The sequence below is a fragment of the Serratia sp. HNCC26DJ206 genome (genome assembly GCF_057180605.1).
On record NZ_JBXUGP010000027.1, the window covers coordinates 53,740 to 67,966 of the forward strand.

Here is a 14,227-nt window from a genome sequence, read left to right on the forward strand (position 1 = left end):
TTGCGTCTGTGCTGCCTTTAGTTTGCGCCAACTGTAAACAGTATTTAAAGCATTTAATTAAAGACTTTCTTTAACAATAATTTTCTCATCTCATAGACATCTTCAGACATGCCAGGTGAGCCTGGTACTACATAGAGTAATATTTCATCTTTTGGGTTTAGAGAAATATTTCTGGTTATTTTTACAATGTTCGGATTAGTGTTTGTTACTATTACCGAATACGCTTTACCTTGCTGAAACTCGCCTAGATACTGCCCATTTTTAGTAAGCACTACTCGGTGATCGCTATAAAACAGGTCGGACGGTAGCGAAACTGTAAAACCTGTTGCAGTCCAATCGAGAGAAATGTTATCCAAAGAAATATCGTCAAACTTTTCTGGCGTAGCCGGTGCTGTTAGCTCTTGCGAAGCCAACAGTACTCCCTCTGATATATTAGTTCGTTCTCCAGGCTGCCCTGGTATTTTATATATCTCTATTTTATCGCCATCATATAATGGATTGCGATTAAAGGTGGTGAGCTTTTGGTTAGTCTTGCTATTGGCAAGATAGTAACTAACGCCATTGTATGTTTCGCCTAGGTACTTGCCGTTATATAAGAAGAGGATTCTTGTTTTACTATTGAATAAACCAATATCCATTGTGCTTTCAAAGCCAGCATCACTGACGTTTAAGCTTATATCACCGGTATGAATTTTGGATATTAAGTGAGTGCTCGCAGAGAAATCAATTGGCTGCCCTGGTGTTCCAGGAACCAGATAGACATCTATCTTATCACCATAAGAGGGTTTGTTTTTTACATACACCACAGTGGTTACATAAGGGTTGGAAGTGTCTTTCTGAGAATAATACTGTTTACCCGCATATGTCTCAAAAGCATATTGACCGTTATGGTAAACAACAAATCGTTGGTTACTGGAGAAAACTTCATTACTCATGGTTAAACTGATTTTATCACCCTGTATACGTAAAGAAGGAACGATCACAGGGTTAGAGTCTGTACTTTTCCAAATTTCTTGTGTCAATATGTCCAGATTCAGTTTTTTAATTTCAGCTTTCGTATCATTAGAGGGCAATAATCCCCACATTGCAAAGAAAGGAGTCAAGTCGTAGCCTGATACTTTTGATGCCATATAGATAAATATTTGTTCTTTGCCATAGATATTGATATCAGTTCGGGGTTTTTCTCGATACTCACGGTGTAAACGTGGATAGAATTGGTCCCCGAAGCTTAATGTCAACTGATGTAACATCCCTAACTTCACGAATAGGTCTTCAATCTGGATATAGTCTTTATCTTGCTGAGGGCGGTCTAAATATTCGAATATTCTAGCGTAAATATCTTCGCTTTCTAATCTCGATATCTGGCCAAGAACTTTTTCTGCAGCTAAACTATAAATATTGACCGTAACTTCACTCATCCCATTGAATTTCATTGCAAAAATTTGCTGCTGATGCCCATTTTCATGCATTGGGCCCCAGGCTTTTGAGAAAAACCCATCTAACACGGCATTTATAGCACTATTTACATAGGCTGTACGGTATATGGTTGCATACATATATAAACTACTTTTTGTATCTTGAATCATATGCCGGTAATGGTGATCTTGTTTGTTTGGGCCATCCTGTTCATCATAGCCAGCGGTATGATCTTGAGCAGCTAAAACAATATCAAGCCTTTCCAGTAAAGTTACCGGGTCGGTTGCATTCCTTTGTAAATAGTATTCGGCGACAGCACCGTAGGTTGCGGTAATTAATCCACGCTCGCTAATAAATTCGACATAAGGAGCATTTTTATATTTATCTAACATGGCTATCAAGTCAGACATTGAGTGATGATATTTTTCGAAGACGGGAATGTGGGAACCCCCCTGTACTGAGATAGAAACATCCCCTGTTTTCTCTTCATTAGAAAGATACAAAATCCCACCTTTTGGTGATGATATTATGTTCTTACCGGGTTGTAGTTTAAATGCCTTTTCATCCCAAGAACTTGCTGTGCCATATAAGGCATAGGATTGAACATAAGCAAATACATTTGCTTTTGATGAAACGTTAATGGTTAATGTTTCATTTTCTTTGACATAGATACCCGTTGGTTCATATCTGCTCCACGTGGCTCCCGAACCACGTAAATTAGAACTCGCTACTTCAGAGGCATTACCTTTGCCTTTTATTTGAAAGTCTCTTTGCTCATAAATATGTGGAACGGGCCAAATAGCCTCATTAGGTTCTAAAGCAGCTGCATTCGCATTTAGAGGTAATATAATATTTAAAACCATTCCCAATACTGAAAAAACGAGTAGCTTTAATATATTCATAACACGCATTATTTCAATTCCTTTTATTGTTCTTGATAAAAGTATCACTTCCACAGGTCACGCTGTAGAGATATGTATTCTTTATTTGTATGTTTGTGATTTCCTTATATGATTTGTTTGTGGTTTAATTCAGTCATTGAGAGTTAGTTGCATTGCCCGACCCTAAAAGATTGAATAATCCTCTGAGGATTAGCTATGTCAGCGCTTTTCTACAACTCTAATTATTCAAGGTGTGAATGAGTTTTAACTTCAGCATAAAATTATTACATTTACATACAGCATGAAGCATCTTGAGTATAAATAATTGGATAAGAACAATCCAAGTAAAAATAGCTTCTATGTGAAAAATACATCAATAAATGTTCTGTATGTAAAGTGCTACTTCTATATGTTGGATAATTTGAATTGCAGAAAGGTGCGGCGTCGTGCAGCGATTTGAACCGCCTACAGAGCGAGCCTCAATAATGAGGCTCGCAGTCGACAGGAGTTTACGGGGGTCTTAACTGGCCGGAGAAAACCCTTGTTCAGGGCTTTCTCGCGGTTAATACCGCACGCAGTGGCGCTGGGTAGCCTTCGATGGTCTTGCTGCGATCGTTTGGATCAAGGAATTCAGCCAAGGATTCGCTGGTCATCCAACCGGTACGGCGCTGCTCTTCGGTGCTGGTGATACACATATCAGCAATCTTGACGTCGACAAAACCACATTTCTCCAGCCAGCATTTCAGCGCTTCTGCGGAAGGGATAAAGTAAACGTTACGCATCTGCGCATAGCGATCGCCCGGTACCAATACCTGATGGCGATCGCCTTCTACCACCAGCGTTTCCAGCACCAGTTCCCCTTCGGCGACCAGCTGGTTTTTCAACTGATACAGATGATCCAGCGGCGAGCGGCGATGATACAGCACGCCCATAGAGAACACGGTATCGAACGCTGCCAGTTCCGGCAGTTGTTCAATACCAAGCGGCAGGACATGAGCGCGTTGATCGCCACCCAACAGTTTGCGCACGGCCTCAAACTGGCAGAGGAATAACTGCATCGGGTCGATACCCACCGCCAGATGCGCACCTTCGCCGATCATCCGCCACAGGTGATAACCACTGCCGCAGCCAACATCGAGAATGGTGCGACCGGCCAGCGGAGCAATGTGGGGCAGAACGCGATCCCATTTCCAGTCGGAATGCCATTCGGTATCGATATCAATGCCATACAGAGAAAATGGCCCTTTGCGCCACGGCATCAGGGTACGCAGCATCTTCTCGATGCCTTCGAGCTGACCAGGCGACAGCGGTTGATCCATGTCGGCGCGTACGCCGTGCAGTAGATCGAGGTGCGTCGGGGTCAGTTCCGGCAAATGTTCTACCGAGTTGAACCACTGTTTGAACTTGCCATGCAGCGATTCACGCTGCCAGGCGCTGATTTGCGCGGGCAGGGTATCCAGCCAATGGCTGAGCGGCCCTTTGGCAATACGTTGATAAAAATCACCAAACTCAATCATGCGGTTTCTCCCGATTTCAGAGCGATCAGCGAACCAAAGTTAAAGCATTGGAACCAGACCTCGGCGTGTTCAAAACCGGCCTGCCGCAGCCGCGCTTTATGGGCTTCAACAGAATCTGTCAGCATCACGTTTTCCAACATGCTGCGTTTTTGGCTGATTTCCAGCTCGCTGTAGCCGTTAGCACGCTTGAAATCATGATGCATATTGAACAGCAGCTCGCCCACGTCGCTATCTTCAAAGCTGAACTTTTCCGACAGCACCAGTGCGCCACCGGGCCGCAGCCCACGGTACACTTGCTGTAGCAGGCGCAGGCGATCGGCTGGCTCAAGGAATTGCAGGGTAAAGTTCAGCACCACCATCGAAGCATTTTCGATGCTGATATCCAGAATATCTGCTTCAACCACCTCGACGGGCGTCTCGGCGCGGAAGGCGTCGATGTGCCGGCGGCAACGTTCGACCATCGCCGGGGAATTATCGACGGCGATAATCTTGCAGCCAGCCACGTTGATGTTCCGCCGCATCGACAGCGTTGCTGCACCGAGTGAACAGCCAAGGTCATACACCTGGCTGCCCGGTTGGACAAAGCGTTCGGCCAGCATGCCAATCATCGAGATGATATTGGAATAGCCCGGAACGGAGCGCTGGATCATGTCAGGGAAAACTTCGGCGACGCGTTCGTCGAAGGTCCAGTCGCCCAATTTGGCGATCGGTGCGGAAAAAAGAGTATCGCGGTTTGGCATAGCGGCAAATCAGGTCAGAATTCGAAGGCGCGTATACTAGCAGAAAAAGACGGGAAATAATGTATACCCGTCGTCTTTCAAACTGTAGCGGTACAGCGGGGTGGATCAATGCAGGCTGAAAACCAGATCCCAGGGTAGATAGACGATATTGGCAATGACCATCAGGATTAACGAGATATAAGTGGCCGCCATTCCTGAACGGCGCCAACTGACCTCGCGGTTACGCAAGCCATAATAGTGCACCAGCCTGCCCGCCATCAGCAGCAGACCACAAAGATGAATCATCCAGACTTCAGCACCGTTCATCTCCATAATCACCAGCAGGACGGTGGCGATAGGGATGTATTCCACGGCATTGCCATGTACACGGATCGCGGTTTGCAGCTCGTAGAAACCCCCGTCGCCGTAGGCGACACGATACTGCATTCTTAATCTAACGACGTCATAAGAGAGTTTGATCAACAACAATGCGCCGAGCACCACATAGAGCGCGCTTACCATTTTTAACTCCATTCCCTAATTAAATCAGGCCACCAGCATGATAACTGCCATTGTGATTACTGTCGCGAGGAAAAAACCGCTGTACCCGTCATACTTCAAGCTGCAGGTGCGTTGGCTTTCCTCGCTCACCCTAGTCACTTACTGATGTAAGCTCCTAGGGATTCGCTGTGTCGCCGCCTTCCTGCAACTCGAATTATTTAGGGTATATAACGGATTAAAACAGGGCATTCTGTTCAGGCCAGTCGGGCGGCGCTGGTAAATTCGGAATAGTCTGGTGCAACTGTTGCCAGATTTTTTGTGCCTGCTGCGGTGAATCAGCGTTATCTGGCGTATGAATGAACAGATAAGGTTGATGCTGTTGCTGCCAGAGCGGGAGCTTCTGCTGCCAGGGCGCAAACCAGCGCAAATTGTCATCCAGCACATCCCCGCCGATAAAGCGCACCAACGGATGGTTGGCGGTGACGATCGCGTGTACCGGTAATTTGGGCTTCTTCTGCTGTGCATCGCGAACGGCTGCGGTGTTTGGCTTGGCATTATGCACCGGGCGGCTGTCAAGGATCACTCGGTTGATGCTGCGCTGATGCAACCCTTGGTTAAGTGCTAACTCGTCCTCGCCTTTGGCGAAAAATGCCGGATGGCGCACTTCCACGCCGTAGGTAAAGGCTTGCGGCAGAGCGTCGAAAAACTGCCACAGCATGGGCAAGTGCTCAGGGCTGAAAGCGGCAGGTAGTTGCAGCCACAATTGCCCAATACGTGAATGGATCGGGCTCAGGCAATCATAAAACGCCTGGATTTCGCTGGCGCAGTTGCGCAGCGCGGCTTTATGACTGATATCCGAAGGGAATTTGAAACAAAAGCGGAAATCATCGCTGGTCATATCGCGCCAACGATGGACTATTTCCAGCTTCGGCAACGCGTAGAAGGTGGTATTGCCTTCCACGCAGTTAAAATAACGGCTGTAATCTGCCAGATCGCGTAGCCCGATGCGGCTCCAGGCTGAGTGTTGCCACTGTGGTAATCCGATATACATCAATCTGTTGTTTTCCTGGTATATCTGTCGTTTTCCAAGCCACAACCTAGCAGGTTTTCAGATTGCGTTACAGTGCCGCCAGGATCTCGCTGGTGCTGCGCACGCGGGCAATGCGCGGGAAGATATGGTCGAAGGCAAACTGGTGCATCTCGGTGCTGTAGGTGCTGCATATGTCTTCGGCGATCACCAGTTCATAACCCAGCTCCCAGGCGTTGCGGGCGGTGGATTCCACGCCGATGTTGGTGGCAATACCGCCCAGCACGACTGATTTGATGCCACGGCGGCGCAGCTGCAGATCGAGATCGGTGCCGTAAAACGCGCCCCATTGGCGCTTAGTGATCAGGATATCGCTGTCACTCACTGCCAATTCTTCTGGGAATTGCCACCAGGAATCAGGCAGGCCGCCGACCGGTGCCGGAGAAGGTTGGTCCACCGGCTGTTTCAGCGCTTCGGCAAAAGAGTCTGACCAACCGACGCGCACCAGGAACACCGGCGCACCCAAGGCACGGAAGCGGCCTGCCAGATGAGCAGCATGGGTGACCACCTGGTTGGCGCTGTGAGGGCCAACGGCGTAAGGCAAAATGCCATCTTGCAGATCGATAAGTACCAAGGCGGTGGATTGGGGGTCAAGTTTCAACATTGGGATCCGTCTCATAGTGGATAAAATTCATGCTGGCAGGCGCATGGTCAATGGCCAGTCAGCAAGCCGTGGCGTGAGGCTACGTGAAAAAACGGTGCTGAGTTAATGGAAAATTTGTTAACTAATGTGTTACCCCTGGTAAAGATGCCCTATATCTACCCAAAATACGTGGAGTTGCAGGTAGGCGGCAACTGAGTGAGTCCCCAGGAACTTACATAAATAAGTGACTGGGGTGAGTGAAAGCAGCCAACAACCTTGCAACTTCACGTATGAAGGGGATAGCGTTGCAACAATGCGGTGTTCGCTCTTATCTGGCGCATGAATTTCCTTTATAATGGCCGCCTTTTTTCACCAATCTTTAATCCAACGACCTATACCAACGGATTTCACGTTTCAGCTCTGGTTGAACACGGGCGATCACGCTGCGACAGGTATAGATAACCGCCGTGCGGACAAGAGCAATAATGCAACACTCCGGCGGAGTCGGCTTAAGTCAAAAGGATAGCGTATGCGTACTGAATATTGCGGGCAGTTGAATCTGGCCCATGTCGGCCAGGAAGTCACTTTATGTGGTTGGGTTAACCGTCGTCGCGATCTGGGCGGCCTGATCTTCATTGATATGCGTGACCGTGAAGGCATCGTGCAGGTGTTTTTCGATCCAGACCAGAAAACGGCGTTCGACAAAGCGTTCGAACTGCGTAACGAGTTCTGCATTCAGATCGTCGGCACCGTTCGCGCTCGCCCGGATAATCAGATCAATAAAGATATGGCCACCGGTGAAATCGAAGTGTTTGCTCATGGCCTGGAGATTATCAACCGTTCCGAGCCGTTGCCGCTGGATTCCAACCAGACCAATACCGAAGAAGCGCGTCTGAAGTACCGCTACTTGGATCTGCGTCGCCCAGAAATGGCCGATCGCCTGAAAACCCGCGCCAAAATTACCAGCTTCGTGCGCCGCTTTATGGATAGCCACGGTTTCCTCGATATCGAAACCCCGATGCTAACCAAAGCCACGCCAGAAGGTGCCCGTGATTATCTGGTGCCGAGCCGCGTGCATAAAGGCAAGTTTTACGCACTGCCGCAGTCCCCGCAGCTGTTCAAACAGTTGCTGATGATGTCCGGTTTCGATCGTTATTATCAGATCGTTAAATGTTTCCGCGACGAAGACCTGCGCGCCGACCGTCAGCCTGAATTCACCCAGATCGACGTAGAAACCTCCTTCATGACCGCCGATCAGGTGCGTGAAGTGATGGAGCAATTGGTGCATGAACTGTGGCTGGATGTGAAGGGTGTGGATCTGGGCAAATTCCCGATCATGACCTTCGCCGAAGCGATGCGCCGTTACGGTTCCGATAAACCCGATCTGCGCAACCCGCTGGAGCTGGTGGACGTCGCCGATCTGGTCAAAGACGTCGAGTTTAAAGTGTTCTCCGGCCCGGCGAACGATGCCAAAGGCCGCGTAGCGGCGATTTGTGTGCCGGGTGGCGCGCAGTTGACCCGCAAGCAGATCGATGAATACGGTGCTTTTGTTAACATCTACGGTGCTAAAGGTTTGGCATGGCTGAAAGTTAACGACCGTGCCGCTGGTATGGAAGGCGTACAAAGCCCAATCGCCAAATTCCTCAGTGCAGAAGTATTGGAAGCGGTGCTGGCGCGTACTAATGCGCAAACCGGCGACATCCTGTTCTTCGGCGCAGACAGCTTCAAGATCGTCACCGATGCGATGGGCGCATTGCGCTTGAAGCTGGGCCGCGATCTGGGGCTGACCAAGCTCGACAGCTGGGCACCGCTGTGGGTGGTGGATTTCCCAATGTTCGAAGAAGACGGCGAAGGCGGCCTGGCGGCGATGCACCATCCGTTCACCGCGCCACGCGATATGAGCCCGGAAGAGTTGGCCAAAGACCCAACGTCTGCCATTGCCAACGCCTACGACATGGTGTTGAACGGCTATGAAGTGGGTGGCGGTTCCGTGCGTATTCACCGTGGTGAAATGCAGCAGACGGTATTTGGCATTCTCGGCATCAACGAGCACGAGCAGCGCGAGAAGTTCGGCTTCCTGCTGGATGCGTTGAAGTACGGTACGCCACCGCACGCCGGTCTGGCTTTCGGCCTGGATCGTTTGGTGATGTTGCTGACCGGTACGGAAAACATCCGTGACGTGATCGCCTTCCCGAAAACCACCGCTGCGGCCTGCCTGATGACCGATGCGCCAAGCTTCGCCAACCCGGCCTCCTTGCAGGAACTGGCGATCAGCGTAGTGAAGAAAGCCTCGGCCGAGCAAGAGAGCGAGTGATGAATTACAAGCGGCCCGAGTCGATTCTGGTGGTGATTTATGCGCAATCCAGTGGTCGGGTGCTGATGTTACAGCGGCGTGATGATACTGAATTCTGGCAGTCGGTGACCGGCAGCCTGGAAGAGGGGGAGTCGCCGCCGCATGCCGCACAGCGTGAAGTCAGAGAAGAAATTGGCATCGACATTGGCGCAGAAGATTTGCCGCTGCTCGATTGCCAACGCTGTGTGGAGTTTGAACTCTTCGTCCATTTGCGGCATCGCTATGCGCCAGGAACCACGCGTAATAAAGAGCACTGGTTTTGCCTGGCGCTGCCCGAAGAGCGTGATCCGGTATTGACCGAGCATCACGCATACCAATGGCTTGAGGCGGCGGACGCCGTCAAACTGACCAAGTCGTGGAGCAATCAGCAGGCGATTGAAGAGTTTGTGATCCATTCTATACCCTAAATAATTCGAGGTGCAGGAAAGCCAACGTACCTGCACCTTGATGTATGAGGGGTATATCCAGTCGTTTTTTTTGGAGATATTTGTATGGCAGGTCATAGTAAATGGGCCAACACCAAACACCGCAAAGCAGCACAAGATTCCAAGCGCGGTAAGATTTTCACCAAGATTATTCGTGAGCTGGTCACCGCAGCCAAACTGGGCGGTGGCGATCCAGGGGCTAACCCGCGTCTGCGTGCGGCCGTCGATAAAGCGCTGTCCAACAACATGACGCGCGATACGCTGAACCGTGCGATTGCGCGCGGTGTGGGTGGTGATGATGATACCAATATGGAAACCATCATTTACGAAGGCTATGGCCCAGGCGGCACGGCGGTAATGATCGAATGCCTGAGTGATAACCGTAACCGTACCGTGGCAGAAGTGCGCCATGCTTTCACCAAGTGCGGTGGCAACCTCGGTACCGACGGTTCCGTTGCTTACCTGTTTACCAAAAAAGGCGTGATCACTTTCGCTTCGGGTCTGGATGAAGACACGGTGATGGAAGCGGCGCTGGAAGCGGGCGCAGAAGATATCGTCACCTATGACGATGGCGTGATTGACGTTTACACCGCTTGGGAAAACCTGGGCGAAGTGAAAGATGCGTTGACCGCTGCTGGTTTTACCGCGGAAGCGGCTGAAGTTTCTATGATCCCATCGACCAAGGCCGATATGGATGCAGAAACGGCACCTAAACTGCTGCGCCTGATCGACATGCTGGAAGATTGCGACGACGTGCAGGAGGTTTACCACAACGGTGAGATCTCCGACGAGATCGCCGCTACGCTGTAATGCAGGTGACTAATGGCGTTGCCTGCCGGCAGCGCCAGGCAAGATTAAACGCAGGGTGGTGGTAGCAATGGCGATCATATTGGGCATCGATCCCGGTTCGCGCGTTACCGGTTATGGCCTGATCCGCCAGCAGGGCCGTCAACTGACCTACGTTGCCAGCGGCTGTATCCGTGCCGTGGTTGACGACATGCCGACGCGGTTAAAGCTGATTTATGCCGGTGTCAGCGAAATTATCACCCAGTTTCGCCCGGACTTCTTCGCCATCGAGCAGGTGTTTATGGCCAAGAACCCGGATTCCGCGCTCAAGCTGGGGCAGGCGCGCGGTGTGGCGATTGTTGCCGCTGTGAACCAGAACCTGGAAGTGTTTGAGTACGCGGCGCGCCAGGTGAAGCAGACGGTGGTGGGCACCGGTGCGGCAGAAAAAGCACAGGTGCAGCATATGGTGCGCGCCTTGCTGAAGCTGCCTGCTAATCCGCAGGCCGACGCCGCCGATGCGCTGGCCATCGCCATAACCCACTGCCATCTCAGCCAAAACGTGCTGCGGATGAACGAAGGGCGGTTGGATCTGGCACGTGGTCGGTTGAAGTAAGGGCGCTACATGTGAGACTCGGGCTGGATATTCATCCAGCCTTTTTTATGGTATAAGCTTTACAGCATTGTGTGGCAGCCAGCCACCACTAAAGGATCCATTCAGGAGGGGTAATGATAGGTCGTCTCAGAGGAATTATTCTGGAAAAGCAGCCACCGCTGGTGTTACTGGAAACCAACGGCGTCGGGTATGAAGTGCATATGCCGATGACCTGCTTTTACGAACTGCCGGAGCTGGGGCAACAGGCGATCGTGTTTACCCAGTTTGTGGTGCGTGAAGACGCGCAATTGCTGTATGGGTTCAATGATAAACAAGAGCGTGCGCTGTTCCGCGAACTGATCAAAGTGAACGGCATAGGGCCGAAATTGGCATTGGCGATCCTCTCTGGGATGTCTGCGCAGCAGTTTGTCAGCGCAGTAGAGCGTGAAGAGGTCACTACGCTGATCAAGTTGCCGGGCGTGGGCAAGAAAACCGCCGAGCGCCTGGTGGTCGAAATGAAAGACCGCTTTAAAGGGCTGAATGGCGATCTGTTCAACAACAGCAGCGAAGTCAACCTGCCAGCCACGGCGGCCAAAGCCGCGGAAATGGATGTTGAAGCCGAAGCGGCTTCTGCGCTGGTGGCTCTGGGCTACAAACCGCAAGAAGCCAGCCGTATGATCGGCAAAATCGCCAAGCCGGGTGCAGATTGCGAAACCTTGATCCGCGACGCGCTGCGTGCCGCACTTTAAGGCCAAAGGGGTAGAAAATGATTGAAGCAGACCGCCTGATTTCTGCCGAGCCGTTCAATGAAGAAGAAGTGCTGGATCGTGCGATCCGTCCCAAGCTGTTGACAGAGTACGTCGGCCAACCGCATGTGCGTGAGCAGATGGAAATCTTTATTCAGGCGGCAAAACAGCGCGGCGATGCTTTGGATCATCTGCTGATCTTCGGCCCGCCGGGGCTGGGTAAAACCACGCTGGCCAATATCGTCGCCAATGAGATGGGCGTTAACCTGCGCACCACCTCTGGCCCGGTGCTGGAAAAAGCTGGCGATCTGGCGGCGATGCTGACTAACCTTGAACCGCACGATGTGCTGTTTATCGATGAAATCCACCGCCTGTCACCGGTGGTGGAAGAAGTGCTGTATCCAGCAATGGAAGATTACCAACTGGATATCATGATCGGCGAAGGCCCGGCCGCGCGTTCGATCAAGCTCGATCTGCCACCGTTCACCCTTGTAGGTGCCACCACCCGGGCGGGCTCGCTGACGGCGCCATTGCGCGATCGTTTCGGTATCGTGCAGCGCCTGGAGTTCTATCAGGTGGCCGATCTGGAATATATTGTATCGCGCAGTGCCAACTGCCTTGGGCTGAATCTGTCTGTGGATGGTGCGCATGAGATTGCACGCCGTGCGCGCGGGACACCGCGTATTGCCAACCGCTTGTTACGCCGGGTGCGTGACTTTGCCGAGGTGCGGGCCAACGGCATGATTAACGGTGAAGTGGCGATGCAGGCGCTGGATATGCTCAACGTTGATGCCGAAGGTTTTGACTATATGGACCGTAAGCTGTTACTGGCGATTATCGACAAGTTCAACGGTGGCCCGGTAGGGTTGGATAATCTGGCGGCGGCGATTGGTGAAGAGCGTGAAACGATCGAAGATGTGATCGAACCTTTCCTGATCCAGCAGGGCTTTATTCAGCGCACGCCGCGTGGCCGCATGGCGACTAACCACGCGTATAGGCACTTTGGCATTGCACGGGAAGAGAGCTAAGGGCGCAGCAATGCGCCCAGATATCGATCTTATGCCTGCTGCTTTTTCGACAGGCTCAGCACAAACAGTACCGCAGCACTGAGCACCACCGAAGGCCCGGCTGGTGTATCGTAAAATGCCGAGAACGTCAGGCCGCCGGTAACCGCAATAATCCCCACCAACACGGCGTAACCGGCCATCTGCTCTGGCGTGCGGGCAAAACGGCGTGCGGTGGCGGCCGGAATGATCAACAGCGAAGTAATGATCAGCGCGCCGACAAACTTCATTGCCAAGCCAATGGTCAACGCGGTCACCAGCATCAGAATGGTGCGCGCACGCGCCAGATTAACACCGTCAACATGGGCCATTTCTGGACTAATGGTCATAGACAACAGATCGCGCCATTGCCACCACAGCACCAGCAGCACAATCACCACGCCAGTACCAATCAGCCAGATATCACTCAGGGTTACCGACAGCAGATCTCCAAACAGGTAAGCCATCAGATCAACGCGCACGTTTGACATCAACGCCACCACCACCAGGCCGAGCGACAGCGCACTGTGCGCCATAATGCCGAGCAGGGTATCGATTGAAAGCTGCGGGCGGCGCTCCAGCCAGACCAACACCAGTGCCAACAGCAGCGTGACGGCGATGACCGCATAGAACGGGTTGATATCCAGCAACAGACCAAAGGCCACGCCAAGCAACGAGGCATGCGCCAAGGTATCGCCGAAGTAAGACATCCTGCGCCAGACCACAAAAGATCCTAACGGGCCCGCCGCGGCGGCCAATAGCGCTCCGGCCAGCCAGCCGGGCAATAACAGTTCAATCATGCCTCACGGCCCCCGGATTTTTTCAGCACAATTCTGCCTTGCAGGTCGTGACGGTGATTATGGTGATGGCGATAAATCGCCAGTTGTTCGGCACCGCGGTTGCCGAACATGGCAATAAATTCCGGGTGCATGGTGACTACTTCTGGCGTACCGGAGCAACAGATGTGCTGATTCAGGCAAAGTACTTCGTCGGTTTTTGCCATCACCAAGTGCAAATCATGGGACACCATCAGCACGGCGCAACCCAATTCTTGGCGCAGTTGGTCGATCAGATCGTACAGCGCCAGTTGACCATTGACGTCAACTCCCTGAGTCGGTTCATCCAACACCAGAAGTTGTGGCTTGTTTAATAGCGCACGCGCCAGCAATACGCGCTGGTTCTCACCACCGGACAGCTTTTGCATCGGCTGATCCAGCAGATGAGCAGCATGGACGCGTTTCAGCGCTGGCAGAATATCGGCCTTCTTCACGCCGGGCTTGAGGCGCATAAAGCGGCTGACGGTCAAGGGCAGCGTGGCATCAAGGTGCAGCTTCTGTGGCACATAGCCGATACGCAGGTTGGGCTGGCACTCAAGGGTGCCCTCTGTGGGTGCGATCAGACCGAGCACCACGCGCACCAACGTAGATTTGCCCGCGCCATTGGGGCCAAGCAGCGTCAGAATACGGCCCGGTTGCAGGCTGAGCGAGATATTCGTCAGAACCCGTCGGGTACCGAATGTAACAGAAATGTTTTTTAGCGTTGTCAGTGTAGACATGTTGTGATTACATTTTGCAGAAC

14 protein-coding genes are annotated in these 14,227 nt (G+C 51.8%); 6 read left to right on the forward strand and 8 right to left on the reverse strand.

The annotated features are described in order from the left end of the window. Nucleotides 1–53: 53 nt before the first annotated feature. The 6 genes from AC2A1E_RS18010 to AC2A1E_RS18035 form a co-directional block, all read right to left on the reverse strand. The gene (locus AC2A1E_RS18010; RefSeq protein ID WP_484384885.1) at nt 54–2,327 is read right to left on the reverse strand and encodes a M60 family metallopeptidase; all 2,274 of its coding nucleotides are present in this window, start codon (nt 2,325–2,327) and stop codon (nt 54–56) included. 515 nt (nt 2,328–2,842) lie between these two features. Next, complete coding sequence (gene cmoB / locus AC2A1E_RS18015; protein WP_484384886.1) at nt 2,843–3,814, reverse strand: tRNA 5-methoxyuridine(34)/uridine 5-oxyacetic acid(34) synthase CmoB; 972 nt, start codon at nt 3,812–3,814, stop codon at nt 2,843–2,845. Next, nucleotides 3,811–4,554: a carboxy-S-adenosyl-L-methionine synthase CmoA gene (cmoA, locus tag AC2A1E_RS18020; RefSeq protein ID WP_484384887.1), complete on the reverse strand. Its 744-nt coding sequence runs from the start codon at nt 4,552–4,554 to the stop codon at nt 3,811–3,813. The genes cmoB and cmoA overlap by 4 nt, the downstream gene beginning before the upstream one ends. A gap of 105 nt (nt 4,555–4,659) precedes the next feature. Next, on the reverse strand, nt 4,660–5,055 hold the full coding sequence (locus tag AC2A1E_RS18025; RefSeq protein WP_337262301.1) for an MAPEG family protein: 396 nt from the start codon (nt 5,053–5,055) through the stop codon (nt 4,660–4,662). A gap of 214 nt (nt 5,056–5,269) precedes the next feature. Further along, nucleotides 5,270–6,085 carry a DUF72 domain-containing protein gene (locus AC2A1E_RS18030; protein ID WP_484384888.1) on the reverse strand — a complete coding sequence of 272 codons (816 nt, stop codon included), beginning with the start codon at nt 6,083–6,085 and terminating at the stop codon, nt 5,270–5,272. 67 nt (nt 6,086–6,152) lie between these two features. Beyond that, on the reverse strand, nt 6,153–6,725 hold the full coding sequence (locus AC2A1E_RS18035; protein ID WP_484384889.1) for a hydrolase: 573 nt from the start codon (nt 6,723–6,725) through the stop codon (nt 6,153–6,155). A 508-nt stretch (nt 6,726–7,233) separates the two neighbouring features. Here AC2A1E_RS18035 and aspS point away from each other — a divergent pair. The 6 genes from aspS (at nt 7,234) to ruvB (ending at nt 12,634) form a co-directional block, all read left to right on the forward strand. Further along, nucleotides 7,234–9,018, forward strand: coding sequence for an aspartate--tRNA ligase (gene aspS, locus AC2A1E_RS18040; protein ID WP_484384890.1), 1,785 nt, complete (start codon nt 7,234–7,236; stop codon nt 9,016–9,018). Next, on the forward strand, nt 9,018–9,464 hold the full coding sequence (gene nudB / locus AC2A1E_RS18045) for a dihydroneopterin triphosphate diphosphatase (protein ID WP_484384891.1): 447 nt from the start codon (nt 9,018–9,020) through the stop codon (nt 9,462–9,464). Before aspS ends, nudB begins: the two co-directional genes overlap by 1 nt. An 84-nt stretch (nt 9,465–9,548) precedes the next feature. Then, nucleotides 9,549–10,292 (forward strand): YebC/PmpR family DNA-binding transcriptional regulator, encoded by a 744-nt coding sequence (locus AC2A1E_RS18050; protein WP_484384892.1) that lies wholly within the window; start codon nt 9,549–9,551, stop codon nt 10,290–10,292. Between the two features lie 67 nt (nt 10,293–10,359). Beyond that, nucleotides 10,360–10,881 (forward strand): crossover junction endodeoxyribonuclease RuvC, encoded by a 522-nt coding sequence (gene ruvC, locus AC2A1E_RS18055; protein WP_484384893.1) that lies wholly within the window; start codon nt 10,360–10,362, stop codon nt 10,879–10,881. A gap of 113 nt (nt 10,882–10,994) precedes the next feature. Beyond that, entirely contained in the window at nt 10,995–11,609 is a 615-nt protein-coding gene (gene ruvA, locus AC2A1E_RS18060) for a Holliday junction branch migration protein RuvA (protein ID WP_484384894.1), read from the forward strand. Nucleotides 11,610–11,626: 17 nt separating this feature from the next. Further along, complete coding sequence (gene ruvB, locus AC2A1E_RS18065) at nt 11,627–12,634, forward strand: Holliday junction branch migration DNA helicase RuvB (RefSeq protein WP_484384895.1); 1,008 nt, start codon at nt 11,627–11,629, stop codon at nt 12,632–12,634. Between the two features lie 29 nt (nt 12,635–12,663). Here the strand turns inward: ruvB and znuB are convergent, their stop codons facing one another. Beyond that, the gene (znuB, locus tag AC2A1E_RS18070) at nt 12,664–13,449 is read right to left on the reverse strand and encodes a zinc ABC transporter permease subunit ZnuB (protein WP_484384896.1); all 786 of its coding nucleotides are present in this window, start codon (nt 13,447–13,449) and stop codon (nt 12,664–12,666) included. Continuing rightward, entirely contained in the window at nt 13,446–14,204 is a 759-nt protein-coding gene (znuC, locus tag AC2A1E_RS18075) for a zinc ABC transporter ATP-binding protein ZnuC (RefSeq protein ID WP_484384897.1), read from the reverse strand. Before znuC ends, znuB begins: the two co-directional genes overlap by 4 nt. Between the last annotated feature and the right edge of the window lie 23 nt (nt 14,205–14,227).

Excerpts from the sequence above, each read along its gene's own strand:
- AC2A1E_RS18050 (WP_484384892.1), top strand. The coding sequence starts at position 9,549 with ATGGCAGGTCATAGTAAATGGGCCAACACCAAACACCGCAAAGCAGCA.
- nudB (WP_484384891.1), top strand. The coding sequence starts at position 9,018 with ATGAATTACAAGCGGCCCGAGTCGATTCTGGTGGTGATTTATGCGCAA.
- AC2A1E_RS18030 (WP_484384888.1), bottom strand. The coding sequence starts at position 6,085 with ATGTATATCGGATTACCACAGTGGCAACACTCAGCCTGGAGCCGCATC.
- znuB (WP_484384896.1), bottom strand. The coding sequence starts at position 13,449 with ATGATTGAACTGTTATTGCCCGGCTGGCTGGCCGGAGCGCTATTGGCC.
- ruvB (WP_484384895.1), top strand. The coding sequence starts at position 11,627 with ATGATTGAAGCAGACCGCCTGATTTCTGCCGAGCCGTTCAATGAAGAA.
- aspS (WP_484384890.1), top strand. The coding sequence starts at position 7,234 with ATGCGTACTGAATATTGCGGGCAGTTGAATCTGGCCCATGTCGGCCAG.
- ruvA (WP_484384894.1), top strand. The coding sequence starts at position 10,995 with ATGATAGGTCGTCTCAGAGGAATTATTCTGGAAAAGCAGCCACCGCTG.
- AC2A1E_RS18010 (WP_484384885.1), bottom strand. The coding sequence starts at position 2,327 with ATGCGTGTTATGAATATATTAAAGCTACTCGTTTTTTCAGTATTGGGA.
- cmoA (WP_484384887.1), bottom strand. The coding sequence starts at position 4,554 with ATGCCAAACCGCGATACTCTTTTTTCCGCACCGATCGCCAAATTGGGC.
- znuC (WP_484384897.1), bottom strand. The coding sequence starts at position 14,204 with ATGTCTACACTGACAACGCTAAAAAACATTTCTGTTACATTCGGTACC.
- AC2A1E_RS18035 (WP_484384889.1), bottom strand. The coding sequence starts at position 6,725 with ATGTTGAAACTTGACCCCCAATCCACCGCCTTGGTACTTATCGATCTG.
- cmoB (WP_484384886.1), bottom strand. The coding sequence starts at position 3,814 with ATGATTGAGTTTGGTGATTTTTATCAACGTATTGCCAAAGGGCCGCTC.
- AC2A1E_RS18025 (WP_337262301.1), bottom strand. The coding sequence starts at position 5,055 with ATGGTAAGCGCGCTCTATGTGGTGCTCGGCGCATTGTTGTTGATCAAA.
- ruvC (WP_484384893.1), top strand. The coding sequence starts at position 10,360 with ATGGCGATCATATTGGGCATCGATCCCGGTTCGCGCGTTACCGGTTAT.